Raw genomic sequence first — 25,338 nt, forward strand, 5'->3', positions numbered from 1 at the left:
GGGGTGCTCACACGCTGGCCTGCAAGGCCTTCTCGATGTCCTGCTGCATGGCCTCCGGCTTGGTAGTCGGTGCATAGCGGTCCAGCACCTGGCCATCACGTCCGACCAGGAATTTGGTGAAATTCCACTTAATGCCCTCGGTACCGAGCAGACCGGGCGCTGAGGCTTTCAGGAAACTGTACAGCGGGTGAGTGCCGTCTCCGATCACCTCGATCTTGTCAAACATGGTAAAGCTCACCCCATAGTTGCGCTCGCAGAAAGCGCCAATCTCCGCCGCGTCGCCGGGTTCCTGCCGGGCAAACTGGTTGCAGGGAAAGCCCAGCACCACCAGCCCCTGCGATGCATATTTCTCATGCAGAGCCTGCAGGCCGGCATACTGTGGAGTGAAGCCACACTGGCTGGCGGTATTGACAATGAGCAGCACCTGCCCGCGAAAGCGCGCCAGGTCCACGGTCTCCCCATTCAGGGTCTGTGCCGAAAAATCGAAAGCTGTCGTCATGTTCGTCCTCCGGGGTTCGAAAATTCCGATTGTAGCGTGATCATGATCGCTGCAGTCTGCGCTGAATTGGCGCACAATGCATCCTTTTGTCTTGACCGCCTGCAGATGGTTGCTGATGCCCTGATCCTGTCCCTCGACTTTGGCACCCAAAGCGTGCGCGCCATGCTGTTTGATGCGCACGGCACGGTTCATGGCAAGGCCCAGCTGGCGCTGAACGATTATCAGGCGCCACAGCCCGGCTGGATGGAGCATGATGCCGACGGCTTCTGGCAGCAGCTGGGCGCGGTCTGCCAGCAGCTGTGGTCCAACGCTGCTGCAGATGCACGCCACCGCCTGATCGGCATCAGCCTCACCACCCAGCGCGCCACCATGGTGGCCCTGGATGCCGAGGGTCAGGCCCTGCGCCCAGCCATCGTCTGGCCCGACCAGCGCCGCGCCAATACCCTGCCACGTCTGCGCTGGCACTGGCGCAGCGCCTTCCGCCTGCTGGGGCTGCAGCACACGGTACAGTACTTCCACCGTGAGGCCGACTGCAACTGGCTGGCCGAACAGCAGCCCGAGCTGTGGTCACACACGGCACACTATCTGCTGCTGTCCGGTTTCCTGACCTGGAAACTGACCGGACACTTTCGAGACAGTACCGGCTGTCAGGTCGGCTATGTGCCTTATGACTTCAAGCATCACCGCTGGGCCGCTGCCTGGGACTGGAAATGGCAAGCTTTGCCCGCCTTGCGACGCGAACAGCTGCCCGAGCTGCTGCCCCCCGGCAGTGTACTGGGTCACATCACGGACACCGCCTCCAGCCACACCGGCATTCCAGCCGGGCTGCCGTTGATTGCCGCCGCAGCCGACAAAGCCTGCGAGGTGCTGGGTAGTGGCGCCTTGCAACCGCATATCGCCTGCCTGTCGTTTGGCACCACCGCCACCATCAACACCACCCAGACCCGCTACATCGAGCCGCTGCGCTTCATCCCGCCCTACCCCGCGGCCATTCCGGATGCCTGGAATACCGAAATCCAGATCAGCCGCGGCTACTGGATGGTGAGCTGGTTCAAGGAAGAGTTTGGCCACCCGGAGCAAGCGCTGGCAGAAGAGCTGGGGGTGACCCCGGAGCAGCTGTTTGAACACCTGGCCGATACCGCCGAACCCGGTGCCATGGGGCTGATGCTTCAGCCTTACTGGTCCCCCGGCGTCAAGCAGCCCGGCCCGGAGGCCCGAGGTGCCATCATCGGCTTTACCGACAGCCACAATCGCGCCCATCTGTATCGCGCCATTCTGGAAGGTTTGTCTTATGCCCTGCGGGAAGCCAAGGAGCAGATTGAGCAGCGCAGCGGTACCCGCATCACCGAATTGCGGATTGCCGGTGGTGGCTCGCAGAGCGATGCCGCCATGCAGCTGACGGCAGACATCTTCGGCCTGCCCGCCACCCGGCCCCGCCTGTACGAAGCCTCGGCGCTGGGTGCGGCCATGGTGGCGGCCGTCAGCCTCGGCCTGCACGCCGACCATGCGGCAGCGGTCAAGGCCATGTGCCAGCCTGGGCAAACTTTCCTGCCCGACCCAGCGCGGCAGCACCGTTACCAGCAGCTCTACCAGCGGGTCTACCGTCAGCTGTACAAGCGGCTGCAACCCCTTTACCGCGCGCTGTACGACATCAACCACTCGCAGTAAGCCATTGCCTGACACACGCTGAGCAGGACGCCACGCCGTAATAGACTGAACCTGTTTACATGATGACAATCATTTTATATGATGCTTATCATTCAAAAGGAGAGTGGTGATGACACAGTTGCTGGCAGAAGTCATTGAGGCGCACGGTGGCATGGCGCGGTGGCAGGAGACAGCCCGGATCCGGGCCTCGGTTTCGGCGACAGGCGGCCTGTTTACCGCCAAAGGGCATCCGGACACACTGGCCGATGTCGAAGTGGAAGTCAGCTGCCACCAGCCTCGTGCGATCTACACGCCATTCCCGGCGGTGGGTCAGACTGGCATTTTCCAGCCGTCCCGTGTCGCCATTATGAGCCACGATGACGCGGTGCTGTGTACCCGCACCCAGCCACGTGAGGCGTTTTCTGATCCCGCCGCATCCGCCAGCTGGGATGACCTTTCGCTGCTCTATTTCGGGGGCTACGCCATCTGGAATTACCTGTGCGCGCCCTTCTTTCTCAACGGGCCGGGCTTCACGGTCACGGAAGGGGATGTCTGGGAAGAGGATGGTGAGCTGTGGCGGCGGCTGCAGGTCACCTTTCCCGAAGGCTTCCCCACTCACTCCAGGCAGCAGGTATTCTACGTGGATGAGGCACGTCAGCTGCGACGGCTGGATTATCAGGCCGATATCATGGGTGGCGTTCCAGTGGCACACTATATGTCTGCCCCTCAGGATTGCTCTGGCTTGCGCATCCCCACCCAGCGGCGGGCTTACCCGCGTGGCCCGGATAATCAGGCCAACAAGGCGCGCTGCGTGGTCGAAGTCACATTGTCCAACATTACCCTGGGATGCCACTGAATCCGGCATGCTGCAGGCACACAAGGAGTCGGCCCATGGCCCGCTACGACAAAGGACACAAGGCAACAACCCATCAGCGGGTGGTCCGGCTGGCGGCGCGCCGCTTTCGTGAGTCAGGGTTGTCTGCAGTAGGCGTAGCCAGCTTGATGGGCGAGGCTGGACTGACCCACGGTGGTTTCTATGGGCATTTCCCATCGAAACAAGCCTTGATCCGTGAGGCACTGGTGTCGGCCTTGAGCGACACCCGCCAGCATCTGGAGAAAGTGGCCCACGCACAGGGTGGCCTCGCGGCCCTGCTACACGCCTACCTGAGTGCCGACCACCGGGATAACCCGGCAGATGGTTGCGCCATTGCAGCATTGGCCGCTGAAGTCAGCCGGGAGCCCGGAGAGACCCGCGCCGCTTTTGCCGAGCAAACCCAGGCATTGATAGCCTTGATCGAGTCACAGCTTCCACCCGCCACACAGCAGCAAGCGGGTCGGCCAGCCAAGGCGGTGCTGGCCACCATGCTGGGGACACTGTTGCTGGCTCGAACCACCACTGACCGTGCCGAGGCTGACGCCATGCTGGAGATCGGCATGCAGGCCGCCTTGCAACTGGGCCAGACCGGGGTACTGTCCTGAACCCGTAGCCCTGACTGCGGGTCAGGGCCGGAGTAGCCCGCCATGCGGGCCACGGTTCACGCTCAGGACTTGACCAGCATGGCGTTCTCAACCGCCCGTACGCCCGGGATGGCCCCCGCCAGGTCCAGTGCATGATTCAACTGCACATCAGAAGCCACCTCACCGCGCAAGGTGATGTTGCCTGCTTTGGCTTCCACCTGGATGGCCTGACCATCCAGCAAGGGATCGGCCTTGAAGGCTGCGCTGATCTGCTCGCTCAGCGCCTGGTCACTCGGCTGCGCCGGGATGGCCGGGGCTGGTGCGGCGGCCACCTCGGCGGGCGTGGCGGCGGCAGGGGCTACGGTGGCGGCTTTGCTGGTTTTGGCCTTGGGCTTGCTGCTGGCCGCCCAACCTGCGCTGGCCAATGCCAGTGTCAGCACAGCAGACCATCCCAATACGGCTTTACGATTCCACATGCGTCATACTCCTTTTACTGAACACAAAAGCGCACCGCATCACGGTGCCACTCCGCTATCAGCAAAGGGCATGCCAGCCCATTACCATCCTTTAAATTCAAAGAGTTAACCATCAATCCGGACAGGATTTTTGCCGGGCAAGCCTGCTGGCGTCGCCCCAGCCCGACAGGTCAGACCTCAACCGGTGCTGGCTCGCCCAGCGTCTCCCCCCGAAACAGGCTGGGGGTCAGTGCATGGCGCTGCAGCAGGCGGTAGAACTCGGTACGGTTACGATCGGCCAGCTTGGCGGCTTCGGCGACATTGCCATCGGTCAGTTTCAGCAACTGGATCAGGTATTGCCGCTCAAACGCCTGCTTGGCCGCGGCGTAGCTGAGGCTCTCCATGCTGGGCTGGCGGAGCGCGCGCTGCACCAGTCCCAGCGGAATCAGGGGCGAGGTGGCCAGCGCGGACACCTGCTCCACCACATTGTAGAGCTGGCGGATATTGCCGGGCCACGGTGCACTAACCAGCATCTCCATTGCCTCCGGCACAAAGCCCTGCAGCAGTTTGTCGTAACGCTGCGACTGCTGCAGCAGGAAGTGGTTGGCCAGCAGCGGGATATCCTCCCGCCGTGCGGACAGCGACGGCAGGTGCAGTGACACCACATTGAGCCGGTAATACAGGTCCTCGCGGAACTGGCCCTGCTGCATGGCCTCATCCAGATTGCGATGGGTGGCGGAGAGGATGCGTACATTGATCTTGCGCGCCTGCGCCGCACCGAGCGGGCGCACCGCCCGCTCCTGCAGCACCCGCAGCAATTTCACCTGCAAGGGCAAGGGCATGTCGCCAATCTCGTCGAGAAACAGAGTGCCACCGTCGGCAGCCTGAAACAGCCCCTCATGGTCCCGCACGGCTCCCGTAAACGAGCCTTTGACGTGGCCGAACAGCTCGGACTCCAGCAACGATTCCGGAATTGCCCCGCAGTTCACCGCAATAAAGGGCGCGCTGCGGCGCGGGCTGGCACGGTGTACCGCCTGCGCCAGCAGCTCCTTGCCGCTGCCGCTCTCGCCCTGGATCAGCACACTGGCGTCGCTCTGCGCCAGCAGGCGAGCCTCCGCCAGCAAGGTTTGCATCACCGCACTGCGGCTGAGGATGCCGGCGTGCCAGCCCTCATCGTCCCCCGCCGCCGGGGTGGGCAGCATGCTCATGGCGGCCGCCACCTTCTGCAGCAGCAGCTTGCCGTCAAACGGCTTGCTCAGGTAGTCAAATACCCCGCGCTGTGCAGCATCCACCGCATCCGGAATGCTGCCATGGGCAGTCAGCAGGATCACTGGCAAACCCGGGTGACTGGCGCGCACCTGCTCGAACAGCTGCATGCCATCCATGCCCGGCAGGCGGATGTCGCTGATCAGCAACTGCGGCAAGACCAGTGCCATTTGTGCCAGCGCCGCTTCGGCATGCTCGACCGCCACCACCTGGTGCCCGGCAGTCTGCAGGCGCAAGGTCACCAGCCGGCGCAGGTCAGGATCATCGTCCACCAGCAGGATATAGGGTGTGCTGCTCATCGGCTGGCCTCCGGTGTCGGTGCAGGTTTGGGGGCCAGACTGCGTTCGATCGCCTTCATGCCTTCCAGCTTGTCGTTCAACTGATCGGCCCGTTTTTTCTCGTCTTTCCACTGCGCATTCAACCGGTCCACCTGTTCCTCCTGCTTGCGCTGTTGCTGCCACTGGGTTTGCAACACATGCAGCAGGGGTCGCCAGCTGGCGTTCTCCGCCCGTTTGAGCAATTCATCGCCCTGTTGCACCGCGCGCGCTAGGTCTCCCGCCCCGCGCAGCTGCGACCACACCATCACCTGCTGCACCTGCACCGTTTCACTGCGTTTAAGTTCACCCAGCCGTGCTGCTTCCCTGCTCAACTCGGCCGGACTCATGCCCTGATAGCGCTGGTACAGCACCAGCCACTCGCGCAAGGCCTGATCGGCTTTTTGCTGGCGTTGTTGCTCGGCGCTCACCACCGGCGCCGCCGGACGCCGGGGTGCCGCACAGGCATTGAGCAAACCACATGCCAGCAAGGCCGCCAGCAGACGGTTAAGGTTCTGCATCATGATCATCAGGCAATTCAATCCGAAAATGCGCGCCCTGCGCGCTGGCTAACAAACGAACGCGGCCACCATGCAGCAGCACGCACTCGCGCACAATGGACAGCCCCACCCCGCTGCCACGACCGGCATCGGTCGCCCGGTCCAGCGGTTGGCGCTGCCCCTGAAAGAAGGGATCAAAGATGCGGGCATGATCTTGCGGGTCCACACCGGGCCCTTGGTCAATACAGTCCAGCTGCAGCCAGGATCGCCCCTCTTGCTGCAGCCGGGTACCCACAATGCGGATCAACCCGCCCGGCGGGCTGAAGCGGATGGCATTCGAGAGCAGGTTGTCCCACAGCATGGCAAAGCGCGCCTCGTCCAGCGCCAGCTGCACATCCGGCACCATCAGTTCGACCCGTAGCTGGCGCGACTGCAGCGGCAGCGCGTGACGCTGCAGCGCCGCCTCCAATGCGGCTTGCAGCGACACACCACGCCGCAGCGGGTCATGCCGGGTCGCGGCGGCCTGTAGCTGCAGCAAGTCTTCAATCCGCCGCTGCAGCAGCAAGGTATTCTGCTGCAGGATGCTGACCACCTCTCGCTGGGCAGCGCTCAGCTCGCCCACGCCATCTTCCGCCAGCAGGGCACTGCCCTCACGCAGCGACGCCAGCGGGGTTTTCAGCTCGTGTGACACATGGCGCAGTACCCGCGCCTGATCATCCTCCAGCGCCGCCAGACGCTGGCGCAGCCAGTCCAGCCTCTGCCCTAGCTGCAACAGGTCACGCGGGCCTTGCAACTGCACGGGTTCAGTCAAGCGGCCCTCTCCCAGCTGATGGATGGCGCGTTCCAGCTGCCGCACCGGGCGATTCAGCCAGCGCCCCAAGCCCCCCGCCAGCAGGATCACCCCCAATAGCGCGGCAACAATCCAGACCAGCAGCTGCTGCCGCTCACGATCGAGCTGCTGGTCCTGCTGCTGTTGGCGCTGAGCCAACGCTTGCTGGCTGGCACGCGACACCGCCTGCATGGTTTCATCCATCTGCTGCAGCAAGGTGAGTAAGGGCCGCACCCGCTCCGGATGGCCACTGGCAGCAGGCAGATTGGCGTAGACCAGCCGTCCCAGCTCTAACCAGTGCTGCAAGGATTGATGCGCAGCCCCTTCCAGCGGCTGCAGCAGGCGTTGCGCACGCTGCTGGCTCTCCAGCCACTGTGCCCGGTAGTTCTGCAACAGGCTGGCATCATCCAGCAACAGATACTGGCGGGCGCTGCGCTCCAGCGCGACCCCCTGCATCAGCAATTGCTGCACATCCTCCGTCACCTGCACGGCACGGCGGGTCAGCAGCCGGTTGCTGCTGACCTGGGTATCCAGCAACAACAGGCTGCGCAGCAGCGCCAGGCTGGGCAACAAGGCCACCAGCAGCATGCTCAGCAGTAGGACCTGGCGAAAGGTAGGGTGTCGCCAGCGGAAAAAGCGGGAAATCATCCTGCCTAGGGCAAGCCACCGGCCAGAAAGTTGCGCAACCAACTGTCGGGGTGACACGACAAAAACAGGCGCTCCTTCACAAGAAGGAGATTCACCCCATTGATTAAAAAGGAAAATCCATTCTGGCACAGCGCTTGCAAGAGGGTGATCAACCCCCTTTGGGGTGCCTGGATATCCCCTGATTACTGCTAGGAGCTGACATGTTCAACAAGAACACCCCAACCCCATCCACCGAGCGTGATGTGCGTAACCCGCTGGGAGGCCGTCCGCTGCAGCAAAGCCCGCTCAACACGCCGCCCGCCTCACTGGTGGCGCAACCAGAAGCTCCGGTCAGCCCTGCCGAGACCGAAAGCGGCGCGCGCTTGATCGTCGGCCCCAATGTGAAGCTGAAAGGGGCGGAAATTCTCGACTGCGACACCCTGGTGGTGGAAGGACGGGTCGAGGCCACCATGGACAGCCGGGTGCTGCGCATCGCAGCCAATGGCTCGTTTTCCGGCAAGGTCAGCATCGACGTGGCGGAAATCCACGGCCAGTTTGATGGCGAACTGACGGCCCGCCAGCAGCTGGTGATCCACGCCACCGGCAAGGTGAATGGGCAGCTGCGCTATGGCAAGTTGCTGGTGGAGGAAGGCGGCCAGCTGTCTGGCGATGTCCGCTCGCTGTCGGCTGAGCCCGACAAGCCGTTGTCGCGTCGTGACAGTGCAGAAATCAGTCCGCTGAAAGCGCTGGCCAGCGCGGCGGGTTAAGCTTGCTGCCGCAGGGTGGCGCCAGCCGGAGTCACCCTGCCATTCCGCCAGGCCTAGCCGCGCTGACCCAGGCGGAAGATGGCCACGCTGCCGCGCCAGTTCGGCCACCAGTGCACCAGACGGCCTCGGTGCATCACCCGCTTGTCGAGCAGCCGGAAACCCAGTTGGCCGGCCAGATGATCAAAATCGTTCACCGTGCAGAAGTGGATGTTCGGCGTGTCATACCATTGATAAGGGATCAGGTCGGACACCGGCATGCGCCCGCACAGGATCTGCCAGCGGTTCTGCCAGAAGCCGAAGTTGGGGAAGGACACGATGCACTCGCGCCCGACCCGCGCCATTTCACGCAGGATGCCTTCCACATCGTGCATGGACTGGATGGTGTGGCTGAGCAGCACGTAATCAAAACTGCCACTCTCGAACATCGACAGCCCACTCTCCAGATCGCTCTGGATCACATGCACGCCATTATCGAGGCAAGCGGCGATATTGGCGTCGTCACGGTCCACGCCGTAACCCGTCACCTGTCGTTCGCGCTGCAGCAGTGCCAGCAGGCTGCCATCACCACAGCCCAGGTCCAGCACCCGGCTGCCGGGCGCAATCTGCTCGGCAATCTGCAGGAATTCCGGTCGCAAGGTCAGCATCACACCCCCTCCGCCGCAATGCGGTCAAAATAGCGCCGCATCACGGCAAAGTATTGGGGATCGTCCATCAGGAAGGCATCGTGTCCGTGCACCGATCGAATCTCGGCATAGGTCACCGGCAGCCGGTTATCGGTCAGCGCCTTGACGATCTCGCGTGAGCGGTCCGGTGAAAAGCGCCAGTCCGAATCGAACGCGGCAATCAGGAAGGACGCCTTGGCACGCGACAAGGCGCGGCTGAGATTCCCCTCGCCGTAGCGGCGAGCCGGATCAAAGTAGTCCAGCGCCTTGGTCATCAGCAGATAGGTATTGGCGTCGAAGTACCCGGCGAACTTGTCCCCCTGATAGCGCAGGTAGGATTCGATCTGGAACTCGACATCAAAGTTATAGTTGAAGCGCTCGCCACGCAGCAGGCGGCCAAACTTGGAGCCCATGCCATCATCGGACAGGTAGGTAATATGGCCCAGCATGCGCGCCAGCCGCAGGCCACGGGTGGGCACCACACCGTGGGCGTAATAGTCACCGCCGTGGAAATCCGGGTCAGTGAGGATGGCCTGGCGTGCCACATCGTTGAACGCAATATTCTGCGCCGACAGGCGCGGTGCAGAAGCAATCACCACCGCGTGGCGGATGCGCTCCGGGAAACTCATCGTCCACATCAGGGCCTGCATGCCACCGAGGCTGCCGCCCACCACCGCCGCCCACTGCGCAATCCCCAGTTGATCAGCGAGGCGCGCCTGGGAATCCACCCAGTCTTTCACCGTCACCAACGGAAAGCGCGAACCGAACGGGTTACCGGTTTCCGGATCGATCGTCGAGGGCCCGGTAGAGCCGTGGCAACCGCCCAGGTTGTTCAAGGCCACCACGAAGAAGCGCTCGGTATCAATCGGCTTGCCCGGCCCGATCATGTTGTCCCACCAGCCTGCCGCCTTGTCGTCCTCATGGTGCAAACCGGCGGCATGGTGATGGCCAGAGAGGGCATGGCAGATCAGCACCGCATTGCTGCGGTCTGCATTCAGTTCGCCATAGGTCTCATATACCAGCTGGTAGCGGGGCACGGTCACCCCGCAGGTCAGCAGCAAGGGCTGATCAAACTGGGCGGTCTGCGGGACCACACAGCCCACCGAGCCGCCTTTATCCTGACTCATCCTGACTCCTTGGCCTGGCATGGTGGCCCGGCCTGAAATAAAAAACACCCGCAGGCATCGCGTGCGGGTGTTCTTGGATTCCGCAACGTGGCGGAACAGGATGACCCTACGCTTTAGCCCCATTTATAGCGCGCCGGCAAGCTGTCCCTTCAAATCCGCGCGGGATGCACAGGCATCCAATGGCATGAAATCTACGCGCACCCACCCCGCCCGTCAACCGCCGCCCGAGCGGGCACCATGCACGCCCAGATTGTTTTTGGTAGTTTAATTACTTTGTTAGCGTAATAATAAAATAACGAAAACAACCCAAATACAAACAATCAATTGAAAAGCAACAATAAAATAAAAACTTGCTGCTACCATCCACACCAAAATACAAAAATTAGTCACCTAAACATATTGCATTGCACAACAAATTTTGCTACATTAATCCTGCACTCATGAGGTGCATGACGAAAGGAGCAACACCATGACAGACCTTGGCCTGCTTGCAGCCTATATGCTGATGCGCAACCGTCTGAACGAAGAACTGAACCCGGCCCCTGCACCGGAACCGGAGCAGGAACTGAGCCCGCTGTTCCTCAGCAATCCGAAGCGCCGCTGGCTGAGTCAGGACTGAACGCCACCCGGCGCGCCTGACCCAACAAAAAGCCCGCCAGATGGCGGGCCTGTTTTTTGTGGCAGCAGCGCAATTACACAACTTCCAGCTGCTGGCGTCGCTGCCCCGGCGGCACCGGGTCAAACTTGGCCCATACCCGCCGAAAGTCCCGTGCGGAACCAAAACCCGCCAGCTCCGCCACCTTTTCCACCGAGTGGCGCGGATTTTCCAGTAGCTGCCGTGCAAAGGTCACCCGAATCTGCTGCTGATAATCCACCACTCCCACCCCGGCATGCTGCCGGAACAACCGGGTCAGGTTACGCACACTCATGTGCACCTGCTCCGCCAACTCGGGCAGGGACCAGTGACGATCCGGCTTGCCACTGATCACATCCTGTATCTTGTGTACCGCAGGGTGCATGTGGTTACGGTGCGCAAGCCAGGGTGACAACTGAGGGTCCTGCCCGCTGCGCCGCAAATAGACCACCAGATGCCGGGCCACGGCCTGTGCAATCTCAGGTCCGGCATGTTGCTCGATCAGATACAGCGCCAGATCAATCCCCGCCGTCACGCCGGCGCTGGTCAGGATAGAGCCATCCTCAACAAAGATACGGTCATCTTCCACCCTGGCCTGCGGTGCCTGCAGGCGCAGCCGTTCCAGCAGGGTAAAGTGGGTGGTGCAGCGGCGGCCATTGAGCAGACCTGCACGCGCCAGCAACAATGCAGCCGAGCAGATGCTAGCCACCTGATGCCGCGAACCCACAGTGGATCGCAGCCAGTTCACCACCTGCTGCGCCTCAGGCAGTGCGTAATTGACGATGGACTGGGTCACGCCGCACAGCATCACCAGCGCTTGCTCTGGTAGATGCGATGGCAGCGGCGACACCCCAGCCACCGGCAAACCCAGCGAGGATGATACTTGCTCACTGGGGGCTACCCAATGCAGGTCGAATGGCGCCCCCTTGGCACAGGCCACACGAAACGCTTCCGCAGGCCCTGCCATGTCCAGCATCATGAATTGTGGTGTCAGCACAAAATACACCGGCACCCTGCCCATCGTACGCCCGTCTGCCACGTTCCCCTCCTATCCCGTTCTTGCCGGTGCCGGCTGACCACGCAGCAGGCTCCACAACCGCGCGCCCTGCAAATTGACCAGCAGGCCCGCCATCAGCAACACCACCCCACCCCATTGCTGGCCATTCAACTGCTCGCGGTACACCACCCACGCCGTAATCAGTCCCACCACCGGCACCAGCAAACTGAACGGTGCCACCTGGTTGGCGGGATAGCGCGCCAGCAATCGACTCCACAAACCATAGCCCAACAAGGTCGCCACCCAAGCCAGATAGGCCACAGCGAGCAGTGAAGGCCAGGAAAATCCGGTCAAGGCCGTCCGGATGGCCTCAGGTCCTTCAATCGCCAGCGACAAGCCAAGGAAGGGCAGCGGCGGAATCAGGCTGGCCCAGACTACAAAGGCAAACATGTTGACGGGGCCATGCTTGGCCACCTGACGGGTGACGATATTGCCGCAGGCCCACATGCTGGCGGCACACAAGGTGAACAGGAAGCCCAGCAGCGGCATACCCAGACCGTGCGCCATGCCGATCAACGCCAGCCCACCCGCTGCCAGCAACAAGCCTAATAGCTGGCTCGTACGCCAGCGCTCACCCAGCCACAGCAGGGACAGCAGCAAGGTAAAGAAGGCCTGGGACTGCAGCACCACCGAAGCCAGCCCCGTTGGCATGCCGACATGAATGGCGGAAAACAGGAAGCCGAACTGCCCCACGGAAATGGTCAGCCCATACAGGATATACAAGCGCCAGGGCAATTTCGGACGCGACACAAACAGCACCGGCAACGCCGCCAGTACAAAGCGCAATGCGCCCAGCAGCAAAGGCGGCACCCCATGCAGCCCAGCCTTGATCACTGCAAAATTGACACCCCAGACCAGCACGATCAAACCCGCCAGCCCGATATCCCGTGTACGCACTTTTCACCACCCTTCGTTTGTACCATACTGTGCATGTCAGCCCGGCTTGCACAACAGGAACAGCGGCTGGCAAATTCATCTGCACTGTACCGGCACAATCAGAAGACAGTTTGCTACTGTGTCCCGACACGGCCCGCTGCCCTGGTTGATCCGGGTAAGCAGATGGTGAGGCAAGCGGACGGCCATCACCATAGCCGTACCCGCCAGCATGCGGACAAATTGAGCCAAGGCATGCGCGCAGAAGGAGTAACCGTCATGCAGCTGCAACTCCTCCCGGCACAGGACAGTGACTTTGAAACCCTGCTGGCCTTGCGCATTCGTGCCCTGCGCCCCAGCCTGGAGGCCCTTGGCCGCTTTGACCCACAGCGCGCCCGCGAGCGTTTTCGTCAGGCCTTTTCACCGGCCCGCACCCTGCGCATTGAGCTGGAAGGCAGCTGCATCGGCCTGATCACCGTAGATCGCAGCCAGGACCCGTGGGCATTGGAACAACTCTACCTTGATCCCAGCGCCCAGGGCTGCGGCATTGGCAGCCACCTGCTGCGACAGTTGCTGCAGGAAGCAGACCAGGCTCAGGTCACCGTGCGGGTGGATGCACTACGCGGCAGCGATGCTAACCGCTTCTACCGGCAGCATGGCTTTGAACAGATTGGCGAAGGGGAGTGGGATATCCATTACCAGCGCCCCTTCCGCTTGCTGCATTAACCCGCCTCAGCCCTGACGGAACAGCTCACTGTAGGCGTTCAGCGCAGGCACCCCGCCCAGGTGGGCATACAGCACCCGTGAGCCTGCCGGGAAAAACCCTTCGCGCACCAAGCCGATCAGGCCTTGCATGGATTTACCCTCATACACCGGGTCGGTCAGCATGCCTTCGAGGCGCGCGCACAGCCGGATGGCTTCCAGGGTGTCTTCGCTGGGCAGGCCATATTCCGGCCCGGCAAAGCGCGGGTCCAGCACCACATCTTCCGCCGTAATCGGTACACCGAGCGCAACCCGATCCGCAGTTTGCTGGGCAATCCGCAAAATCTGCGCATGGGTCTTGTCCGGGGTGGCTGAGGCATCAATCCCGATCACGCGCCGGGCACGGCCATCCGCCGCGAAACCCACCACCATGCCGGCCTGGGTGCTGCCGGTCACCGAGCACACCACAATGTAATCAAACTGGAAGCCCAGCGCGGCCTCTTGCGCCCGCACCTCTTCCGCAAAGCCCACAAACCCCAGCCCGCCCAGGGGATGCTCGGAACACCCCGCCGGAATCGGGAACGGCTTGCCCCCCGCCTCGCGCACTTCCTGCATGGCACGCTCCCAGCTGGGCCGGATGCCGATATCGAAGCCCGCCGGGTCCAGCCGCACGTCCGCCCCCAGAATGCGGGAGAGCTGAATGTTGCCCACCTGGTCATAGCCCAGCTCGGCGTAGTTCACCCATTTCTCCTGCACCAGCACACACTTCATGCCCAGATGCGCTGCCACAGCGGCGACTTGCCGGGTCTGGTTGGACTGAATGCCACCAATCGACACCAGCGTATCGCACCCCTCGGCCAAGGCCTGCGGGATCAGGTATTCCAGCTTGCGCGTCTTGTTGCCACCAAACGCCAGCCCGCTGTTGCAATCCTCACGCTTGGCATACAACGATACCGCCCCGCCCAAGTGCTGGCTCAAGCGCTGCAGCGGGTGAATCGGTGATGGCCCGAACGTAAGCGGGTAACGTGGAAATGCGGACAGGTTCATCAGCTTGCCTCCAAAGGGTTATCAGGTACCGCAGGGTCCGCTGCGGTGACCAAACCATTGTAAGCAAAGCCAAAAAGCACTACATTGCAAAAATACCCACATTGGCAAAACAATAAAACATCAAAAAATAATTCGAATTATTAATATTCTTATGATTCACTACAAAGCAGAATAAAATTAATGCCAAACCCTGCCAAGCCCACTACCACGCCGCTGGACCGTATCGACCGCGCCATTCTGCGCCACCTGCAACGAGATGCTTCACTCTCCAACGTGGAGCTGGCGCAGCGCGTCAACCTCAGCCCGCCCGCTTGTCTGCGGCGGGTAGAGCGCCTGAAGCAAAGCGGGCTGATCCGTGGTGTGGTTGCGCTGCTGGATGCCAAGGCGCTGGATGCGGGCATGCTGGTGATGATCGGCGTGGTACTGGACCGCTCCACGCCAGAATCGTTTACCGAGTTTGAAAAAGCGGTGGTCAAGGTCTCTGGCTGTATGGAATGCCACGTCACCACCGGTGAATTCGACTACTTCATGCTGATCCGCACCCGCGACAACGACAGCTTCAACCGCCTGCACGCCGAACAGCTGCTGCACTTGCCCGGCGTACGGCAGATCCGCTCCTTCATCGTGCTCAAGCAGGTGCTGTCCACCACCCAGCTGCCGCTGTAACGCACTACACGTGGCGGTCTCATTCTGGCCAACCATTGATTCTATAGTGCTCAAGGGAGATCAAATCCCCTGTTTCCAGAATGCTGTTGTAGTGGATCTCCATGCCATTTGAGCCAAAGCAGCGGTCGACCAGTTTGGTGATCAACTGTGCATAGCGCTGCACAGCCTCCTCGCTCACAAAATGCCTGGGGACACCCACCTGAAAAGAAAACGGGCTTAAATCATTCATGTATCTGGTCTTACTGAACATCCACTTCAAGTCAGCAGGCACCTTTGCCTCAAAAGCAGCGTCTGATGCCCTGCTGTGGAATTTGAGCTCGGCATAACGCTCCGCCAGATCGAGGAGCTTAGCTTGCGGTAACGGCAATACCACCCCGGTTTGCACATGTTCCACCCCAGCCAAGGCAGCCTGGTCAGCCAGCAACTGGCGCGCATTCCAGCGAATAATTGCTCGCACACTTGGGGCAGGCTGACGTACATACACCATGTCCAGCCAAGGGCTGGACACCCGGCAGCCCGCCAAACCCAGGTCTTCCAATGGTTTGGGTTGATTCAGCAGTGCTCGCTCAATATAAGTGAGCTTCCAGTTCACAAACTGGAGTAACGATCGGGAACGGTGTTCTGCCCCTTCCTGACAACGCTGCCCCCACCCCATGCGGGTCGTAATATGCGAGGTCACCGTCGTCATCAGCTCATGCAACGCCTTTGAGTCGTCCGGTAGCTGGACTGCAGTGAGCGCGGTTATCGGACCCGTGCGATCGTTCTCCACCAACTGCACGGGGACATCTACGCACGAAGTACCGCCCCAAGCCATATTGATACTGGCCACGCTTAGGCTGCCAATCAAGGCCAGGCTAGATCGCATTAACAACCCTCCATCAAGAAGACAACCCCTACTCGCGTTGGCGGGAATCCAGCCACAGGGTAACCGGGCCGTCGTTTTGCAACGATACCTGCATGTCGGCGCCAAACACCCCTGTCGGAACCGGACGGCCCAGCCGTTCGGAAAGGGTGCGGACAAAGGCATCAAACAGCGGGCGGGACACCTCCGGTGGCGCGGCGCGGCTCCAGGAAGGCCGGTTGCCTTTCTTGACCGAGGCATACAGGGTGAACTGGCTGACTGCCAGCATTTCGGCGCCGACGTCCAGCGCGGAGCGGTTCATCACCCCCTCCGCATCTGAAAACAGCCGCAGGTTGACCAGCTTCTGGGTCAACCAGTCGATGTCGTCTGGCTGGTCATCAGCGGTGACCCCGACCAGCAGCAGGTAGCCCATGCCAATCGCCCCGACCACTTCACCTTCCACGCTGACTGCCGCCTGCTTCACCCGCTGTAATGTCACCCGCACCGTACTTGCTCCCGGCAAAAGCCCCATGCTACCACGCTGGCCGTACAGGCTACGCGCTGGCAGACAGCTGCTAGAATGAAGCATTCCCTGCCGCTGGAGCTGGCCCATGAATGCGCCTCGAGAAGCCTTTGTGCTGTGTAGCCACCCCGGCGGCCTGCACCGTGTGCATTACTACGAGTGGGGCGACCCGACCAACCCGCGCGTATTGCTGTGTGTGCACGGAGTCACCCGCAACGGGCTGGATTTCCGCTATCTGGCCGAGGCCCTGAGTGCGGATTACCGGGTGGTCAGTGTGGATGTTGCCGGACGCGGGCTGAGCGACTGGTTGCCCGAGGCCAGCCTGTATGCCGTGCCGCAGTATGTGGCCGACCTGGTGACGGTGATTGCCCGGCTGGGGGTCGAGCGGGTGGACTGGCTGGGGACGTCAATGGGCGGGCTGATCGGCATGGCGCTCGCCAGCCTGCCGGGTAACCCGATTGCCCGGCTGATGCTCAACGATGTCGGCCCCTTGATCTCCGCCGTGTCTATCAACCGTATTGCCGAATACATTGGCAAAGAGCCGGTGTTTCCGGACCTCGCTGCCGCCGAAGCGCATATCCGGCGCGTCTCGACCCCCTTTGGCGCACTCAGTGATGCGCAGTGGCGTGATTTCACCCTCAGCAGCGTGCGCCCTCATCCGCAGGGCGGCTTTGTGATGCGCTACGATCCCAAACTGGCAGAGAGCTTCCAGGCGCTGGTGGGCGGCAACGATATTCCACTGTGGCCACTGTATGAGCAGATTCACTGCCCGACACTGGTGATCCGTGGTGCCGAATCGGACTTGCTGAGCCGTGAGACGGTGCAACACATGCAGGCATGTGGCCCCCGGGCCGAAGCAGCGGAAATCGCCGGAGTGGGGCATGCGCCGATGTTTCACGATGCCGCCCAGATCGGTGTGGTCCAACATTTCCTGCAGCACACCCCTGCGCCGGTTTGATGTCCGAAAACAGTGAGCGGGGCGCGGCAGGCACGCGCATAATGGGCTCATGCTGCTCGATCCTGACCACTGCTATCACGCCCTGCTGAGCCACGACCATCGCTTTGATGGCCAGTTCTACATAGGCGTCACCTCCACCCGGGTGTACTGTCGCCCGGTGTGCCGGGTGAAAACGCCCAAGCTGGCTAACTGCCGTTTTTATCCCAGTGCGGCAGCGGCAGAAGCCGCCGGTTTTCGCCCCTGCCGCCGCTGCCGTCCGGAGCTGGCACCCGGCAAATCAGCGATGGACAGTGCCGCCCGGCTCGCCATCCTCACTGCCCGCCGGATCGAAGCGGGCGACCTGAGCCAGATGCGCCTGCCGGAACTGGCGGCACAACTGGGGGTGAGCGATCGCCACCTGCGGCGGGTGTTTCAGGAAGAGTACGGCGTTACGCCCAATGCCTACGCCCAGACCCAGCGTCTGCTGCTGGCCAAGCGCCTGTTGTCCGACAGCACGCTGCCGGTCACCGAGGTGGCTCTGGCCAGTGGCTTTGGCAGCCTGTCGCGCTTCAACAGCCTGTTTCGCAGCTGCTACCGCATGGCGCCCAGCGACTTGCGACAGCAGCCGGTACGAGAGACTGCGCCGGACGCGCCACTGCGCTTTGAGCTCAGCTACCGCCCGCCCTATGACTGGGCCACCCTGCGGGATTTCCTGTCCCACCGCTGCATTCCCGGTGTCGAGCATTGGGAGGGAGAGGTCTACCGTCGCAGTGTACGGTTGGAATACCAAGGGCAGCCCCACCAAGGCTGGCTGCAGGTGCAGCCCATGCCAGATCGCCCCAGCCTGCTGCTGCAACTGGGGCCCGGGCTAGCGCGCGCCATCCCGCCGGTATTGATTCGGGTCCGCCAGCTGTTCGATCTGTGTTGCAACCCGGACGAGATTGATGCCGTGCTCGGCACGCTGGCCGAAAACCGGCCCGGCATACGGGTACCGGGCAGTTTTGATGGGTTTGAACTGGCGGTGCGCGCCATCCTCGGCCAGCAGGTGACGGTGAAAGCCGCGCGGACCTTGGTCACCCGGCTGGTGGCCCGTCTGGGCGACCCACTGCCGGATGCCGGGCCGGTAACCCACCTATTCCCCAGCGCGGCCACGGTGGCCGCCACCGCACCCGAGGTACTGGGTGAACTGGGCATCCTGCGGCGGCGCAGTGCCTGCCTGATCGCGCTGGCGGAACAGGTGGCGAATGGGCAATTATTGCTGCGCCCGGGGGGCGACCTGCCGCGTACCCTGCAACAACTGCAAGCCATTCCCGGCATCGGGCCGTGGACTGCGCAGTACATCGCCATGCGTGCCTTGAGCTGGCCGGATGCCTTTCCGGCGGCCGATGTCGGCCTGTACCAGGCACTGGGCTGCCGCGACGCTCGCCAGACGGAGCAAATCAGCCAGGCCTGGCGACCGTGGCGTGCTTACGCCGTCATGCACCTGTGGCACCGCCATGCAGACCACTGAGCCAATCTGGCAATGCGTGTGGCCCAGCCCCTTGGGCGAGATGCTGCTGCGCTGCAGTGCGCAGGGGCTACGCGGCGTATGGTTCATCGGGCAGCGCTATTTTCCGGCCGATGCCAACGCCTTCGCCGCTACGCCGGGGCATGCGCTGCTGCGCGAAACACAGCAACAGCTGACGGCTTATTTTGCGGGTGAGCTTCAGCAGTTCATGCTGCCGCTGGACCCGGTCGGTACCCCGTTTCAGCACCGGGTGTGGCAAGGCATTGCCCGCATCCCGTATGGACACACCTGCAGCTATGGCGAACTGGCCGCCGCACTCGGTCGCCCCACCGCTGCACGTGCGCTAGGCCATGCCACCGGGCAAAACCCTTTATCGCTGCTCATTCCTTGCCATCGCCTGCTCGGCAAGCAGGGGCAGCTCACCGGCTACGCCGGGGGGCTGCCACGCAAGCAAGCCCTGCTGCAACTGGAACACACCATCCTGAGGACACCCCATGCCGCTGCGCAGCCTGATTGACCTGTTCCTGCTGGCCGCTTTATGGGGAGCCTCATTTCTGTTCATGCGAGCCACTGCGCCACTGTTTGGCCCCATTGCGCTGATTACCTTGCGGGTTTGCATCGCCAGCCTGTTCCTGCTGCCCTTGCTGCTGATGCAGGGCGGTGGCAGCGCGCTACGGCAGCATCCGTTCCGTCTGCTACTGGCGGGGCTGATCAATACCGCCATCCCCTTCGTGCTGCTGGCCTACGCCACCCTGTCACTGACAGCGGGGTTTGCTGCGGTGTTAAATGCCACGGCGCCGATGTGGGGCGCGCTGCTCGGCTACCTGCTGTGGCAGGAGCCACTGGCGCGCAGTCGCTTGCTGGGATTGCTGGTCGGCTTTTCCGGCGTGGCCTTGCTGGTGTGGGATAAAGTGTCGTTCAAGCCCGGTGGCAGCGGGCTGGCAGTGGTAGCCGGGCTGGCGGCCACCTTCTGCTACGGCTTGGCCTCACACCTGGTCAAACGTCAGCTGGCGGGTGTCCGTCCACTGGCGGTGGCCTGTGGCAGCCAGTTGGGCGCCGCACTCTGCCTGCTGCCGCTGGCACTCTGGCAGTGGCCAGCAGTTCACGCCAGCACAGCGCAGTGGGGGCAGGTGGTGATGCTGGGCGTGGGTTGTACCGGTATTGCCTACATCCTGTATTTCCGCCTGCTGAGTCAGGTCGGGGTGGCGCGCGCACTGGCCGTGACGTATCTGATTCCGCTGTTTGGCATCCTGTGGGGTTATCTGCTACTGCACGAAACGGTGACGCTGCGCATGCTGCTGGGCGGGCTGGTGATCCTGCTCGGGGTGGCACTGGCTACCGGCGTGCTGCCTAGGGCCAGACCGGCAAGCCCTCGCTAATCTGCGTACAATGGCGGCATGAATGACACCTTGCTGCCGCCTTATGCGGACCTGACCCCGGACCGGGTACTGGATGCAGTCGAAAGCCTGGGCCTGCGTTGTAGCGGCCACCAGCTGGCGCTGAACAGTTTCGAGAATCGCGTCTACCAGATTGGCATGGAAGAAGGTCCGCCGCTGGTGGCCAAATTCTACCGCCCGGCACGCTGGAGTGACGACGCCATCCTGGAAGAGCACGCCTTCAGCCAGCAACTGGCCGAACAGGAAATCCCGGTGGTCGCGCCACTCCTGCTGCAAGGCCGTACGCTGCATGCGTTTGAAGGCTTCCGCTTTGCCCTGTTCCCGCGACGTGGTGGCCGTGCGCCGGAGCTGGACCAGCCCGACACCCTGGTCTGGATGGGCCGCTTTCTGGGGCGCATCCATGCGCTGGGGCGTCTGCAGCCCTACCAGCACCGCCCGCGGCTGGACCTCGACAGCTTTGGTCATCAGGCGCGGGACAGCCTGCTGCAGCATGCCGAGTTGCCCCCCGAATTGCGCCAGCCGTGGCGGAGCGTGGTCAATCAGGCGCTGGAAGGCGTAGCCGCTTGTTATGCCCGCGCCGGTGACCTCACCCTGCTGCGCCTGCATGGCGACTGTCACGCCGGGAATGTGCTGTGGACCGATGCCGGACCGCATTTTGTCGATTTTGACGACAGCCGCATGGGGCCTGCGCTGCAGGACCTGTGGATGCTGCTCTCGGGCGACCGTGCCCAGATGCAATCACAGCTGCTGGACGTGCTGGCCGGGTATGAAGACTTCTGTGAATTCGATCCGGCAGAACTGCACCTGCTGGAAGCGCTGCGCACCCTGCGCCTGATCCACTACAGCGCCTGGCTGGCCCAGCGCTGGCACGACCCCGCCTTCCCCGCCGCCTTCCCCTGGTTCAATACCCAGCGCTACTGGGAAGAACGTATTCTGGAGTTGCGCGAACAGATCGCGGCGATGCAGGAAGGCCCGCTGGTGGTGTAAGCATCCCGCCCCACCCAGTAGAGCCATCGCCCACCCGCTGCGGTCAGAACGCGTTGGTTTGATCCGCATCAAGCCCCCTGTCCGCCAGGATGCGCACACTGCTCGTCATAACCCGAGGAGTGCGTCATGAGTGTGACACCCGATACCCCCGCCCCGCTGGAAGCTACCCTGGAACTGCTGGGACTTCCCGCTGCCGAGCTGGCTCAGAGCCAGCCCCAGTTGATGCAACACCTCGGCGAGCAGTGTCGCGCCTGCCCACAGGGGCAACAATGCGTGGACGATCTGGCGCACGATCGCGTAGACCAGACGCTGGAGCCCTTCTGCCCTAACCGCGATACCTTGCAGACGCTGGCCCAGCTGCGTTGACGGTGCTCAGGCCAGCCGCTTGCTCATGTGCTGCAGTCGGGGCTGGTAGCCACGCCGCTGGTAAAGCCCGATGGCGTGCTGATTGAACTGGAACACGTCCAGCCGCATTTCCTGTGCGCCTTGCTCACGTGCCCAGTCCTCGGCCTGGTGCAGCAAGGCATGGCCGATGCCCTGCCCTTGCCATGGCAGCAACACCGCCACGCTCTGGATCTGGCATGCCAGCATCGGCTGCAGGTGCGGCATGCTGCGTTCATCCAGCAAGCGTGCTACCAGTAAGGCCACCACTTGGCCATCCACCTGCCACAGCCAGAATGCCCCCTCCCCCGCTTCCTGCCGCTGTAGCCGGACCTGCCAGAACTCGGCATCCCGCATCGGATCCGTCACCGGGGTGAACAATTCGGGTACTGCCTGATGGTGCTGTGCTTGCAGCACGGCACCCAGCGCACAAATCACCAGCAAGTCGGCCTGGCTGGCCCGGCGCATCGTGCCCGGTGGGCTTATTCGCTCAGCAGCCATTGCAAAGCCTGTTCCTCGTCATAGAAGTAGCGCAGCATTCCCCCGGCATTGCGGACCGCCGTTTCCATGAAACGCACCTGCTCCGCCCAGGCCGGATCTTCCACCACCGCCATCCGCCGGCGGCGGCGCGGCAAGGGCAGGCTGTGCAGCAACACATAGCTGTCCGCCAGCGACAATCGCCCTCTCAACTGCCGGTTATCCACCCGGACCCGATCCGGGTCCAGCTTGTCCAGTACTTGATAGAACACCTGCATCATGTTCTGGGTGTGCGGCAAGGTGGATTCGGCCAGCATGGTCACCTGCAGCCAGCCCGCTTGTTGCTGATACCGCAACAAGGGCTGGCCGGTGTCATCACAGCAGGTCTGGATATCCGGATCAGGCCGCATTCAATGCGCAGCCTCCCAGTTTGACCCCATGCCCACTTCAGCCAGCAGCGGCACCCGCAGGCTGGCAACATCAGCCATCAGCTGCGGCAGCGTCTGCTGCACGCACGCGACCTCGGCATCCGGCACTTCCAGCACCAGCTCATCGTGTACCTGCATCACCAGCCGTGTCTGCAGCTGCTGCTCGCTCAACCAGCGGTCCACCGCAATCATCGCCAGCTTGATCAGGTCTGCTGCCGTACCTTGCATCGGCGCATTGATGGCTGCGCGCTCCGCACCCTGCCGGCGCATTGGATTGGCGGCCTGGATCTCCGGCAGCCACAGGCGGCGACCGAACACGGTCTCGACATAGCCTTGCTCACGTGCCTGGCTGCGGGTGCGCTCCATATAGTCCTTCACCCCTGGATAGCGCTGAAAGTAACGGTCGATAAAACCTTGTGCCGTGCCACGGTCGATTTCCAGCTGGCTAGCCAGGCCGAAGGCGGACATGCCATAGATCAAGCCGAAGTTGATGGTCTTGGCGTAACGGCGCTGGTCGGACGATACCGCCTCAGGGCTAGTGCCAAACACTTCTGCTGCGGTTGCCCGATGCACGTCCAGGCCCTCGGCAAACGCACGCAGCAGGCCGGGATCTTCCGACAGGTGCGCCATGATGCGCAGCTCAATTTGCGAATAGTCCGCACTCATCAACACATGGCCGGCTGGCGCAATGAAGGCCTCGCGGATGCGTCGTCCTTCGGCGGTACGCACCGGGATGTTCTGCAAGTTGGGGTCGTTGCTGGCCAGCCGCCCGGTGACTGCCACCGCTTGCGCATAGTTGGTATGTACCCGTCCGGTCTGCGGGTTGACCATCAAAGGCAGCTTGTCGGTGTAGGTGGACTTGAGCTTGGACAGGCTGCGGTTTTCCAGCAGCAGCTTGGGCAAGGGGTAATCCAGCGCCAGTTTCTGCAGCACTTCTTCGTCGGTGGAAAAGCCGCCGCTGGCAGTTTTCTTCACATCCTTGGTCGGGATGCCCAGCTTGCCGAACAGGATTTCCTGCAACTGCTTGGGCGAATTGAGGTTGAACGGTTGTCCGGCCAGTTCATACGCCTGCTGTTCCAGTTGCAGCAGGCGCTGGCCCAGCTCGTGGCTTTGCCGTTGCAGCAGCGCCGGGTCCAGCAGCACACCGTGGCGCTCCATACGGAACAGGATCTCAGCCACCGGCAGCTCCAGCTGGCGATATACATAATCCAGCGAGGCTTGCCGCTGCAGCTCAGGCTGAAACTGCTGCACCAGCCGCAGGGTCACATCCGCATCTTCGGCCGCATAGCGGGTGGCATCTTCCACGCTGACCTGCGCAAACGGAATCTGCTTGGCGCCTTTGCCGCAAATGTCTTCGTACTTGATGGTGGTGAGGTCCAGGTATTTGCTGGCCAGATCGTCCATATTGTGCGGCTCATTGCTGGCCAGCACATAGGATTGCAACATGCTGTCGTCCACCACACCACGCAGGGTGATGCCATGGTTGGCAAAGATGTGGCGGTCGTACTTGAGGTTTTGCCCCACCTTGGGTGACGCCGGGTCCTCCAGCCAGGGCTTCAGCAGGGCCAGCACCTCGTCCATGGGCAATTGCTGGGGGGCGCCCGGATAGTCATGTGCCAGCGGCAGATAGGCGGCTTCGCCCGCCTGCACCGAGAACGAGATGCCGACCATGCGGGCGGTCATGCCATCCAGCCCGGTAGTTTCGGTATCCAGCGCCACCATGGAGGCCGCTTGCAGGCGTTGCAGCCAGCGTTGCAACTGCCCGAGATCAGTGATGCAGTCGTACTGGCAATCCGCCGGGGCCGCAACGGCTGCCGTCGCCCCTGCAACCGCCTCAACGGGTGCGCCCACCGGCGGGCGGGCAGCAGGGGTTTCACTGTCCAGCTCGCGCACCCAGCTCTTGAATTCGCACAGCTGGAACAAAGCCTGCAAGGCGGCCACATCCTTGGGTTGTGGTTGCAGCGCATCCCAGCCGGGCGGCAACGCCACATCGCATTTGATGGTGATCAGTTGCCGCCCCAAGGGCAGCCATTGCAGGCTGTCGCGCAGGTTCTGCCCGACCACCCCGCCAATCTCATCCGCACGAGACATCAGGGTCGCCAGATCGCCATACTCACTCAGCCATTTGACCGCAGTTTTGGGGCCACACTTGGGCACACCGGGTACATTGTCGACACTGTCGCCAATCAGGGTGAGGTAGTCGATGATGCGCTCGGGCGGCACGCCAAACTTGCCGATCACGCCGTCGTGGTCCAGCACCTCCTCGGTCATGGTATTGACCAGGGTGATATGCGAGGTCACCAGCTGCGCCATGTCTTTGTCGCCGGTAGACACCACCACCTGCATGCCTTCTGCGGCGGCCCGCTGCGCCAGGGTGCCGATCACATCGTCGGCCTCCACGCCTGGCTCCACCAGCAGCGGCAAGCCCATGGCGCGTATGATGTCGTACAAAGGCTCGACCTGCGGTCGCATCGGGTCCGGCATCGGCGGCCGATGCGCCTTATACTCCGGGTAGAGGTCGTCACGGAAGGTCTTGCCTTTTGCGTCGAACACCACAACGGTATAATCAGCCGGCTGCTCTTTCAGCAGACGACGCAGCATGCTCACCACGCCCTTGATGGCACCGGTCGGCAGGCCGCTGCTGGTCCGCAGATCGGGCAAGGCATAAAAGGCGCGGTAGAGATAGGATGAACCGTCGACCAGTACCAGCTTTTTCATGGGGTTCGAGAC

28 protein-coding genes are annotated in these 25,338 nt (G+C 62.5%); 13 read left to right on the forward strand and 15 right to left on the reverse strand.

Features of this window, described 5'->3' with window-relative positions:
* Positions 1-7 precede the first annotated feature (7 nt).
* Positions 8-499, reverse strand: coding sequence for a glutathione peroxidase (locus tag HF682_RS13700; protein WP_168877881.1), 492 nt, complete (start codon positions 497-499; stop codon positions 8-10).
* A gap of 105 nt (positions 500-604) precedes the next feature.
* Here HF682_RS13700 and HF682_RS13705 point away from each other — a divergent pair, with 105 nt between their 5' ends.
* From HF682_RS13705 to HF682_RS13715, 3 genes are all read left to right on the forward strand, one after another.
* Positions 605-2,167, forward strand: a complete 1,563-nt coding sequence (locus tag HF682_RS13705) for an FGGY-family carbohydrate kinase (RefSeq protein ID WP_168877882.1) — start codon at positions 605-607, stop codon at positions 2,165-2,167.
* A 109-nt stretch (positions 2,168-2,276) separates the two neighbouring features.
* Entirely contained in the window at positions 2,277-3,002 is a 726-nt protein-coding gene (locus HF682_RS13710; protein WP_168877883.1) for a hypothetical protein, read from the forward strand.
* Positions 3,003-3,037: 35 nt separating this feature from the next.
* On the forward strand, positions 3,038-3,625 hold the full coding sequence (locus tag HF682_RS13715) for a TetR/AcrR family transcriptional regulator (protein ID WP_168877884.1): 588 nt from the start codon (positions 3,038-3,040) through the stop codon (positions 3,623-3,625).
* 62 nt (positions 3,626-3,687) lie between these two features.
* On the opposite strand, the gene HF682_RS13720 is transcribed toward HF682_RS13715, so the two are convergent.
* The 4 genes from HF682_RS13720 to HF682_RS13735 all read right to left on the reverse strand — a co-directional run bounded on the left by HF682_RS13720 (position 3,688) and on the right by HF682_RS13735 (position 7,616).
* The gene (locus HF682_RS13720) at positions 3,688-4,080 is read right to left on the reverse strand and encodes a BON domain-containing protein (protein ID WP_168877885.1); all 393 of its coding nucleotides are present in this window, start codon (positions 4,078-4,080) and stop codon (positions 3,688-3,690) included.
* 170 nt (positions 4,081-4,250) lie between these two features.
* Positions 4,251-5,624, reverse strand: coding sequence for a sigma 54-interacting transcriptional regulator (locus HF682_RS13725; protein WP_168877886.1), 1,374 nt, complete (start codon positions 5,622-5,624; stop codon positions 4,251-4,253).
* A complete protein-coding gene (locus tag HF682_RS13730; RefSeq protein WP_168877887.1) occupies positions 5,621-6,163 on the reverse strand; it encodes a hypothetical protein in 543 nt (180 codons plus the stop codon). The genes HF682_RS13725 and HF682_RS13730 overlap by 4 nt, the downstream gene beginning before the upstream one ends.
* The gene (locus HF682_RS13735; RefSeq protein ID WP_168877888.1) at positions 6,147-7,616 is read right to left on the reverse strand and encodes a HAMP domain-containing sensor histidine kinase; all 1,470 of its coding nucleotides are present in this window, start codon (positions 7,614-7,616) and stop codon (positions 6,147-6,149) included. The genes HF682_RS13730 and HF682_RS13735 overlap by 17 nt, the downstream gene beginning before the upstream one ends.
* Before the next feature lie 200 nt (positions 7,617-7,816).
* Between HF682_RS13735 and HF682_RS13740 the strand changes: the two genes are divergently transcribed.
* Complete coding sequence (locus tag HF682_RS13740) at positions 7,817-8,362, forward strand: bactofilin family protein (protein WP_168877889.1); 546 nt, start codon at positions 7,817-7,819, stop codon at positions 8,360-8,362.
* A 53-nt stretch (positions 8,363-8,415) separates the two neighbouring features.
* Here HF682_RS13740 and metW read toward each other — a convergent pair whose 3' ends face one another.
* Both metW and metX read right to left on the reverse strand, forming a co-directional pair.
* A complete protein-coding gene (gene metW / locus HF682_RS13745) occupies positions 8,416-9,006 on the reverse strand; it encodes a methionine biosynthesis protein MetW (RefSeq protein ID WP_168877890.1) in 591 nt (196 codons plus the stop codon).
* Positions 9,006-10,151 (reverse strand): homoserine O-succinyltransferase MetX, encoded by a 1,146-nt coding sequence (gene metX, locus HF682_RS13750; RefSeq protein ID WP_168877891.1) that lies wholly within the window; start codon positions 10,149-10,151, stop codon positions 9,006-9,008. Before metX ends, metW begins: the two co-directional genes overlap by 1 nt.
* Before the next feature lie 469 nt (positions 10,152-10,620).
* Here metX and HF682_RS13755 point away from each other — a divergent pair, with 469 nt between their 5' ends.
* Positions 10,621-10,770, forward strand: a complete 150-nt coding sequence (locus tag HF682_RS13755; RefSeq protein ID WP_168877892.1) for a hypothetical protein — start codon at positions 10,621-10,623, stop codon at positions 10,768-10,770.
* Between the two features lie 73 nt (positions 10,771-10,843).
* Here the strand turns inward: HF682_RS13755 and HF682_RS13760 are convergent, their stop codons facing one another.
* Both HF682_RS13760 and HF682_RS13765 read right to left on the reverse strand, forming a co-directional pair.
* The gene (locus HF682_RS13760; protein WP_308418741.1) at positions 10,844-11,824 is read right to left on the reverse strand and encodes a GlxA family transcriptional regulator; all 981 of its coding nucleotides are present in this window, start codon (positions 11,822-11,824) and stop codon (positions 10,844-10,846) included.
* Positions 11,825-11,833: 9 nt separating this feature from the next.
* Positions 11,834-12,739: an EamA family transporter gene (locus tag HF682_RS13765; RefSeq protein ID WP_168877893.1), complete on the reverse strand. Its 906-nt coding sequence runs from the start codon at positions 12,737-12,739 to the stop codon at positions 11,834-11,836.
* Positions 12,740-12,994: 255 nt separating this feature from the next.
* On the opposite strand from HF682_RS13765, the gene HF682_RS13770 reads away from it, so the two are divergent.
* On the forward strand, positions 12,995-13,441 hold the full coding sequence (locus HF682_RS13770; protein WP_168877894.1) for a GNAT family N-acetyltransferase: 447 nt from the start codon (positions 12,995-12,997) through the stop codon (positions 13,439-13,441).
* A 6-nt stretch (positions 13,442-13,447) separates the two neighbouring features.
* Here the strand turns inward: HF682_RS13770 and HF682_RS13775 are convergent, their stop codons facing one another.
* Entirely contained in the window at positions 13,448-14,464 is a 1,017-nt protein-coding gene (locus HF682_RS13775; RefSeq protein ID WP_168877895.1) for a 1-aminocyclopropane-1-carboxylate deaminase, read from the reverse strand.
* A 180-nt stretch (positions 14,465-14,644) separates the two neighbouring features.
* On the opposite strand from HF682_RS13775, the gene HF682_RS13780 reads away from it, so the two are divergent.
* Positions 14,645-15,130 carry an Lrp/AsnC family transcriptional regulator gene (locus HF682_RS13780; RefSeq protein ID WP_168877896.1) on the forward strand — a complete coding sequence of 162 codons (486 nt, stop codon included), beginning with the start codon at positions 14,645-14,647 and terminating at the stop codon, positions 15,128-15,130.
* A 19-nt stretch (positions 15,131-15,149) separates the two neighbouring features.
* Here HF682_RS13780 and HF682_RS13785 read toward each other — a convergent pair whose 3' ends face one another.
* Together HF682_RS13785 and dtd are read right to left on the reverse strand one after the other, a co-directional pair.
* Positions 15,150-15,995: a hypothetical protein gene (locus HF682_RS13785; protein ID WP_168877897.1), complete on the reverse strand. Its 846-nt coding sequence runs from the start codon at positions 15,993-15,995 to the stop codon at positions 15,150-15,152.
* A gap of 28 nt (positions 15,996-16,023) precedes the next feature.
* Positions 16,024-16,476 (reverse strand): D-aminoacyl-tRNA deacylase, encoded by a 453-nt coding sequence (dtd, locus tag HF682_RS13790; RefSeq protein ID WP_168877898.1) that lies wholly within the window; start codon positions 16,474-16,476, stop codon positions 16,024-16,026.
* A 106-nt stretch (positions 16,477-16,582) separates the two neighbouring features.
* Between dtd and HF682_RS13795 the strand changes: the two genes are divergently transcribed.
* The 6 genes from HF682_RS13795 to HF682_RS13820 all read left to right on the forward strand — a co-directional run bounded on the left by HF682_RS13795 (position 16,583) and on the right by HF682_RS13820 (position 21,688).
* Positions 16,583-17,452, forward strand: a complete 870-nt coding sequence (locus HF682_RS13795) for an alpha/beta fold hydrolase (RefSeq protein ID WP_168877899.1) — start codon at positions 16,583-16,585, stop codon at positions 17,450-17,452.
* 49 nt (positions 17,453-17,501) lie between these two features.
* Complete coding sequence (gene alkA / locus HF682_RS13800; RefSeq protein WP_168877900.1) at positions 17,502-18,941, forward strand: DNA-3-methyladenine glycosylase 2; 1,440 nt, start codon at positions 17,502-17,504, stop codon at positions 18,939-18,941.
* Positions 18,928-19,455 carry a methylated-DNA--[protein]-cysteine S-methyltransferase gene (locus HF682_RS13805; protein ID WP_205882086.1) on the forward strand — a complete coding sequence of 176 codons (528 nt, stop codon included), beginning with the start codon at positions 18,928-18,930 and terminating at the stop codon, positions 19,453-19,455. Before alkA ends, HF682_RS13805 begins: the two co-directional genes overlap by 14 nt.
* A complete protein-coding gene (locus HF682_RS13810) occupies positions 19,433-20,317 on the forward strand; it encodes a DMT family transporter (protein WP_168877901.1) in 885 nt (294 codons plus the stop codon). The genes HF682_RS13805 and HF682_RS13810 overlap by 23 nt, the downstream gene beginning before the upstream one ends.
* A gap of 18 nt (positions 20,318-20,335) precedes the next feature.
* Positions 20,336-21,322, forward strand: a complete 987-nt coding sequence (locus tag HF682_RS13815) for a serine/threonine protein kinase (RefSeq protein ID WP_168877902.1) — start codon at positions 20,336-20,338, stop codon at positions 21,320-21,322.
* 126 nt (positions 21,323-21,448) lie between these two features.
* Complete coding sequence (locus HF682_RS13820) at positions 21,449-21,688, forward strand: hypothetical protein (RefSeq protein WP_168877903.1); 240 nt, start codon at positions 21,449-21,451, stop codon at positions 21,686-21,688.
* 6 nt (positions 21,689-21,694) lie between these two features.
* Here the strand turns inward: HF682_RS13820 and HF682_RS13825 are convergent, their stop codons facing one another.
* Genes HF682_RS13825 through polA form a run of 3 tightly spaced genes read right to left on the reverse strand, consistent with a single transcriptional unit; the run spans position 21,695 to position 25,326 of the window.
* Positions 21,695-22,204, reverse strand: coding sequence for a GNAT family N-acetyltransferase (locus tag HF682_RS13825; protein ID WP_168877904.1), 510 nt, complete (start codon positions 22,202-22,204; stop codon positions 21,695-21,697).
* Complete coding sequence (locus HF682_RS13830) at positions 22,186-22,590, reverse strand: STAS/SEC14 domain-containing protein (protein ID WP_168877905.1); 405 nt, start codon at positions 22,588-22,590, stop codon at positions 22,186-22,188. Before HF682_RS13830 ends, HF682_RS13825 begins: the two co-directional genes overlap by 19 nt.
* Entirely contained in the window at positions 22,591-25,326 is a 2,736-nt protein-coding gene (gene polA, locus HF682_RS13835; RefSeq protein WP_168877906.1) for a DNA polymerase I, read from the reverse strand.
* Positions 25,327-25,338 lie beyond the last annotated feature (12 nt).

The sequence above is a fragment of the Leeia aquatica genome (assembly GCF_012641365.1).
GTDB lineage: Bacteria > Pseudomonadota > Gammaproteobacteria > Burkholderiales > Leeiaceae > Leeia > Leeia aquatica.

Coding starts and splice junctions, on each gene's coding strand:
- HF682_RS13755 (WP_168877892.1), top strand. CDS start 10,621: ATGACAGACCTTGGCCTGCTTGCAGCCTATATGCTGATGCGCAACCGT.
- HF682_RS13710 (WP_168877883.1), top strand. CDS start 2,277: ATGACACAGTTGCTGGCAGAAGTCATTGAGGCGCACGGTGGCATGGCG.
- HF682_RS13795 (WP_168877899.1), top strand. CDS start 16,583: ATGAATGCGCCTCGAGAAGCCTTTGTGCTGTGTAGCCACCCCGGCGGC.
- HF682_RS13775 (WP_168877895.1), bottom strand. CDS start 14,464: ATGAACCTGTCCGCATTTCCACGTTACCCGCTTACGTTCGGGCCATCA.
- HF682_RS13825 (WP_168877904.1), bottom strand. CDS start 22,204: ATGGCTGCTGAGCGAATAAGCCCACCGGGCACGATGCGCCGGGCCAGC.
- HF682_RS13705 (WP_168877882.1), top strand. CDS start 605: ATGGTTGCTGATGCCCTGATCCTGTCCCTCGACTTTGGCACCCAAAGC.
- HF682_RS13780 (WP_168877896.1), top strand. CDS start 14,645: ATGCCAAACCCTGCCAAGCCCACTACCACGCCGCTGGACCGTATCGAC.
- HF682_RS13830 (WP_168877905.1), bottom strand. CDS start 22,590: ATGCGGCCTGATCCGGATATCCAGACCTGCTGTGATGACACCGGCCAG.
- HF682_RS13715 (WP_168877884.1), top strand. CDS start 3,038: ATGGCCCGCTACGACAAAGGACACAAGGCAACAACCCATCAGCGGGTG.
- HF682_RS13805 (WP_205882086.1), top strand. CDS start 18,928: ATGCAGACCACTGAGCCAATCTGGCAATGCGTGTGGCCCAGCCCCTTG.
- HF682_RS13820 (WP_168877903.1), top strand. CDS start 21,449: ATGAGTGTGACACCCGATACCCCCGCCCCGCTGGAAGCTACCCTGGAA.
- alkA (WP_168877900.1), top strand. CDS start 17,502: ATGCTGCTCGATCCTGACCACTGCTATCACGCCCTGCTGAGCCACGAC.
- metX (WP_168877891.1), bottom strand. CDS start 10,151: ATGAGTCAGGATAAAGGCGGCTCGGTGGGCTGTGTGGTCCCGCAGACC.
- HF682_RS13770 (WP_168877894.1), top strand. CDS start 12,995: ATGCAGCTGCAACTCCTCCCGGCACAGGACAGTGACTTTGAAACCCTG.
- HF682_RS13700 (WP_168877881.1), bottom strand. CDS start 499: ATGACGACAGCTTTCGATTTTTCGGCACAGACCCTGAATGGGGAGACC.
- HF682_RS13720 (WP_168877885.1), bottom strand. CDS start 4,080: ATGTGGAATCGTAAAGCCGTATTGGGATGGTCTGCTGTGCTGACACTG.
- HF682_RS13730 (WP_168877887.1), bottom strand. CDS start 6,163: ATGATGCAGAACCTTAACCGTCTGCTGGCGGCCTTGCTGGCATGTGGT.
- HF682_RS13725 (WP_168877886.1), bottom strand. CDS start 5,624: ATGAGCAGCACACCCTATATCCTGCTGGTGGACGATGATCCTGACCTG.
- HF682_RS13810 (WP_168877901.1), top strand. CDS start 19,433: ATGCCGCTGCGCAGCCTGATTGACCTGTTCCTGCTGGCCGCTTTATGG.
- HF682_RS13785 (WP_168877897.1), bottom strand. CDS start 15,995: ATGCGATCTAGCCTGGCCTTGATTGGCAGCCTAAGCGTGGCCAGTATC.
- HF682_RS13735 (WP_168877888.1), bottom strand. CDS start 7,616: ATGATTTCCCGCTTTTTCCGCTGGCGACACCCTACCTTTCGCCAGGTC.
- HF682_RS13815 (WP_168877902.1), top strand. CDS start 20,336: ATGAATGACACCTTGCTGCCGCCTTATGCGGACCTGACCCCGGACCGG.
- polA (WP_168877906.1), bottom strand. CDS start 25,326: ATGAAAAAGCTGGTACTGGTCGACGGTTCATCCTATCTCTACCGCGCC.
- metW (WP_168877890.1), bottom strand. CDS start 9,006: ATGCTGACCTTGCGACCGGAATTCCTGCAGATTGCCGAGCAGATTGCG.
- HF682_RS13740 (WP_168877889.1), top strand. CDS start 7,817: ATGTTCAACAAGAACACCCCAACCCCATCCACCGAGCGTGATGTGCGT.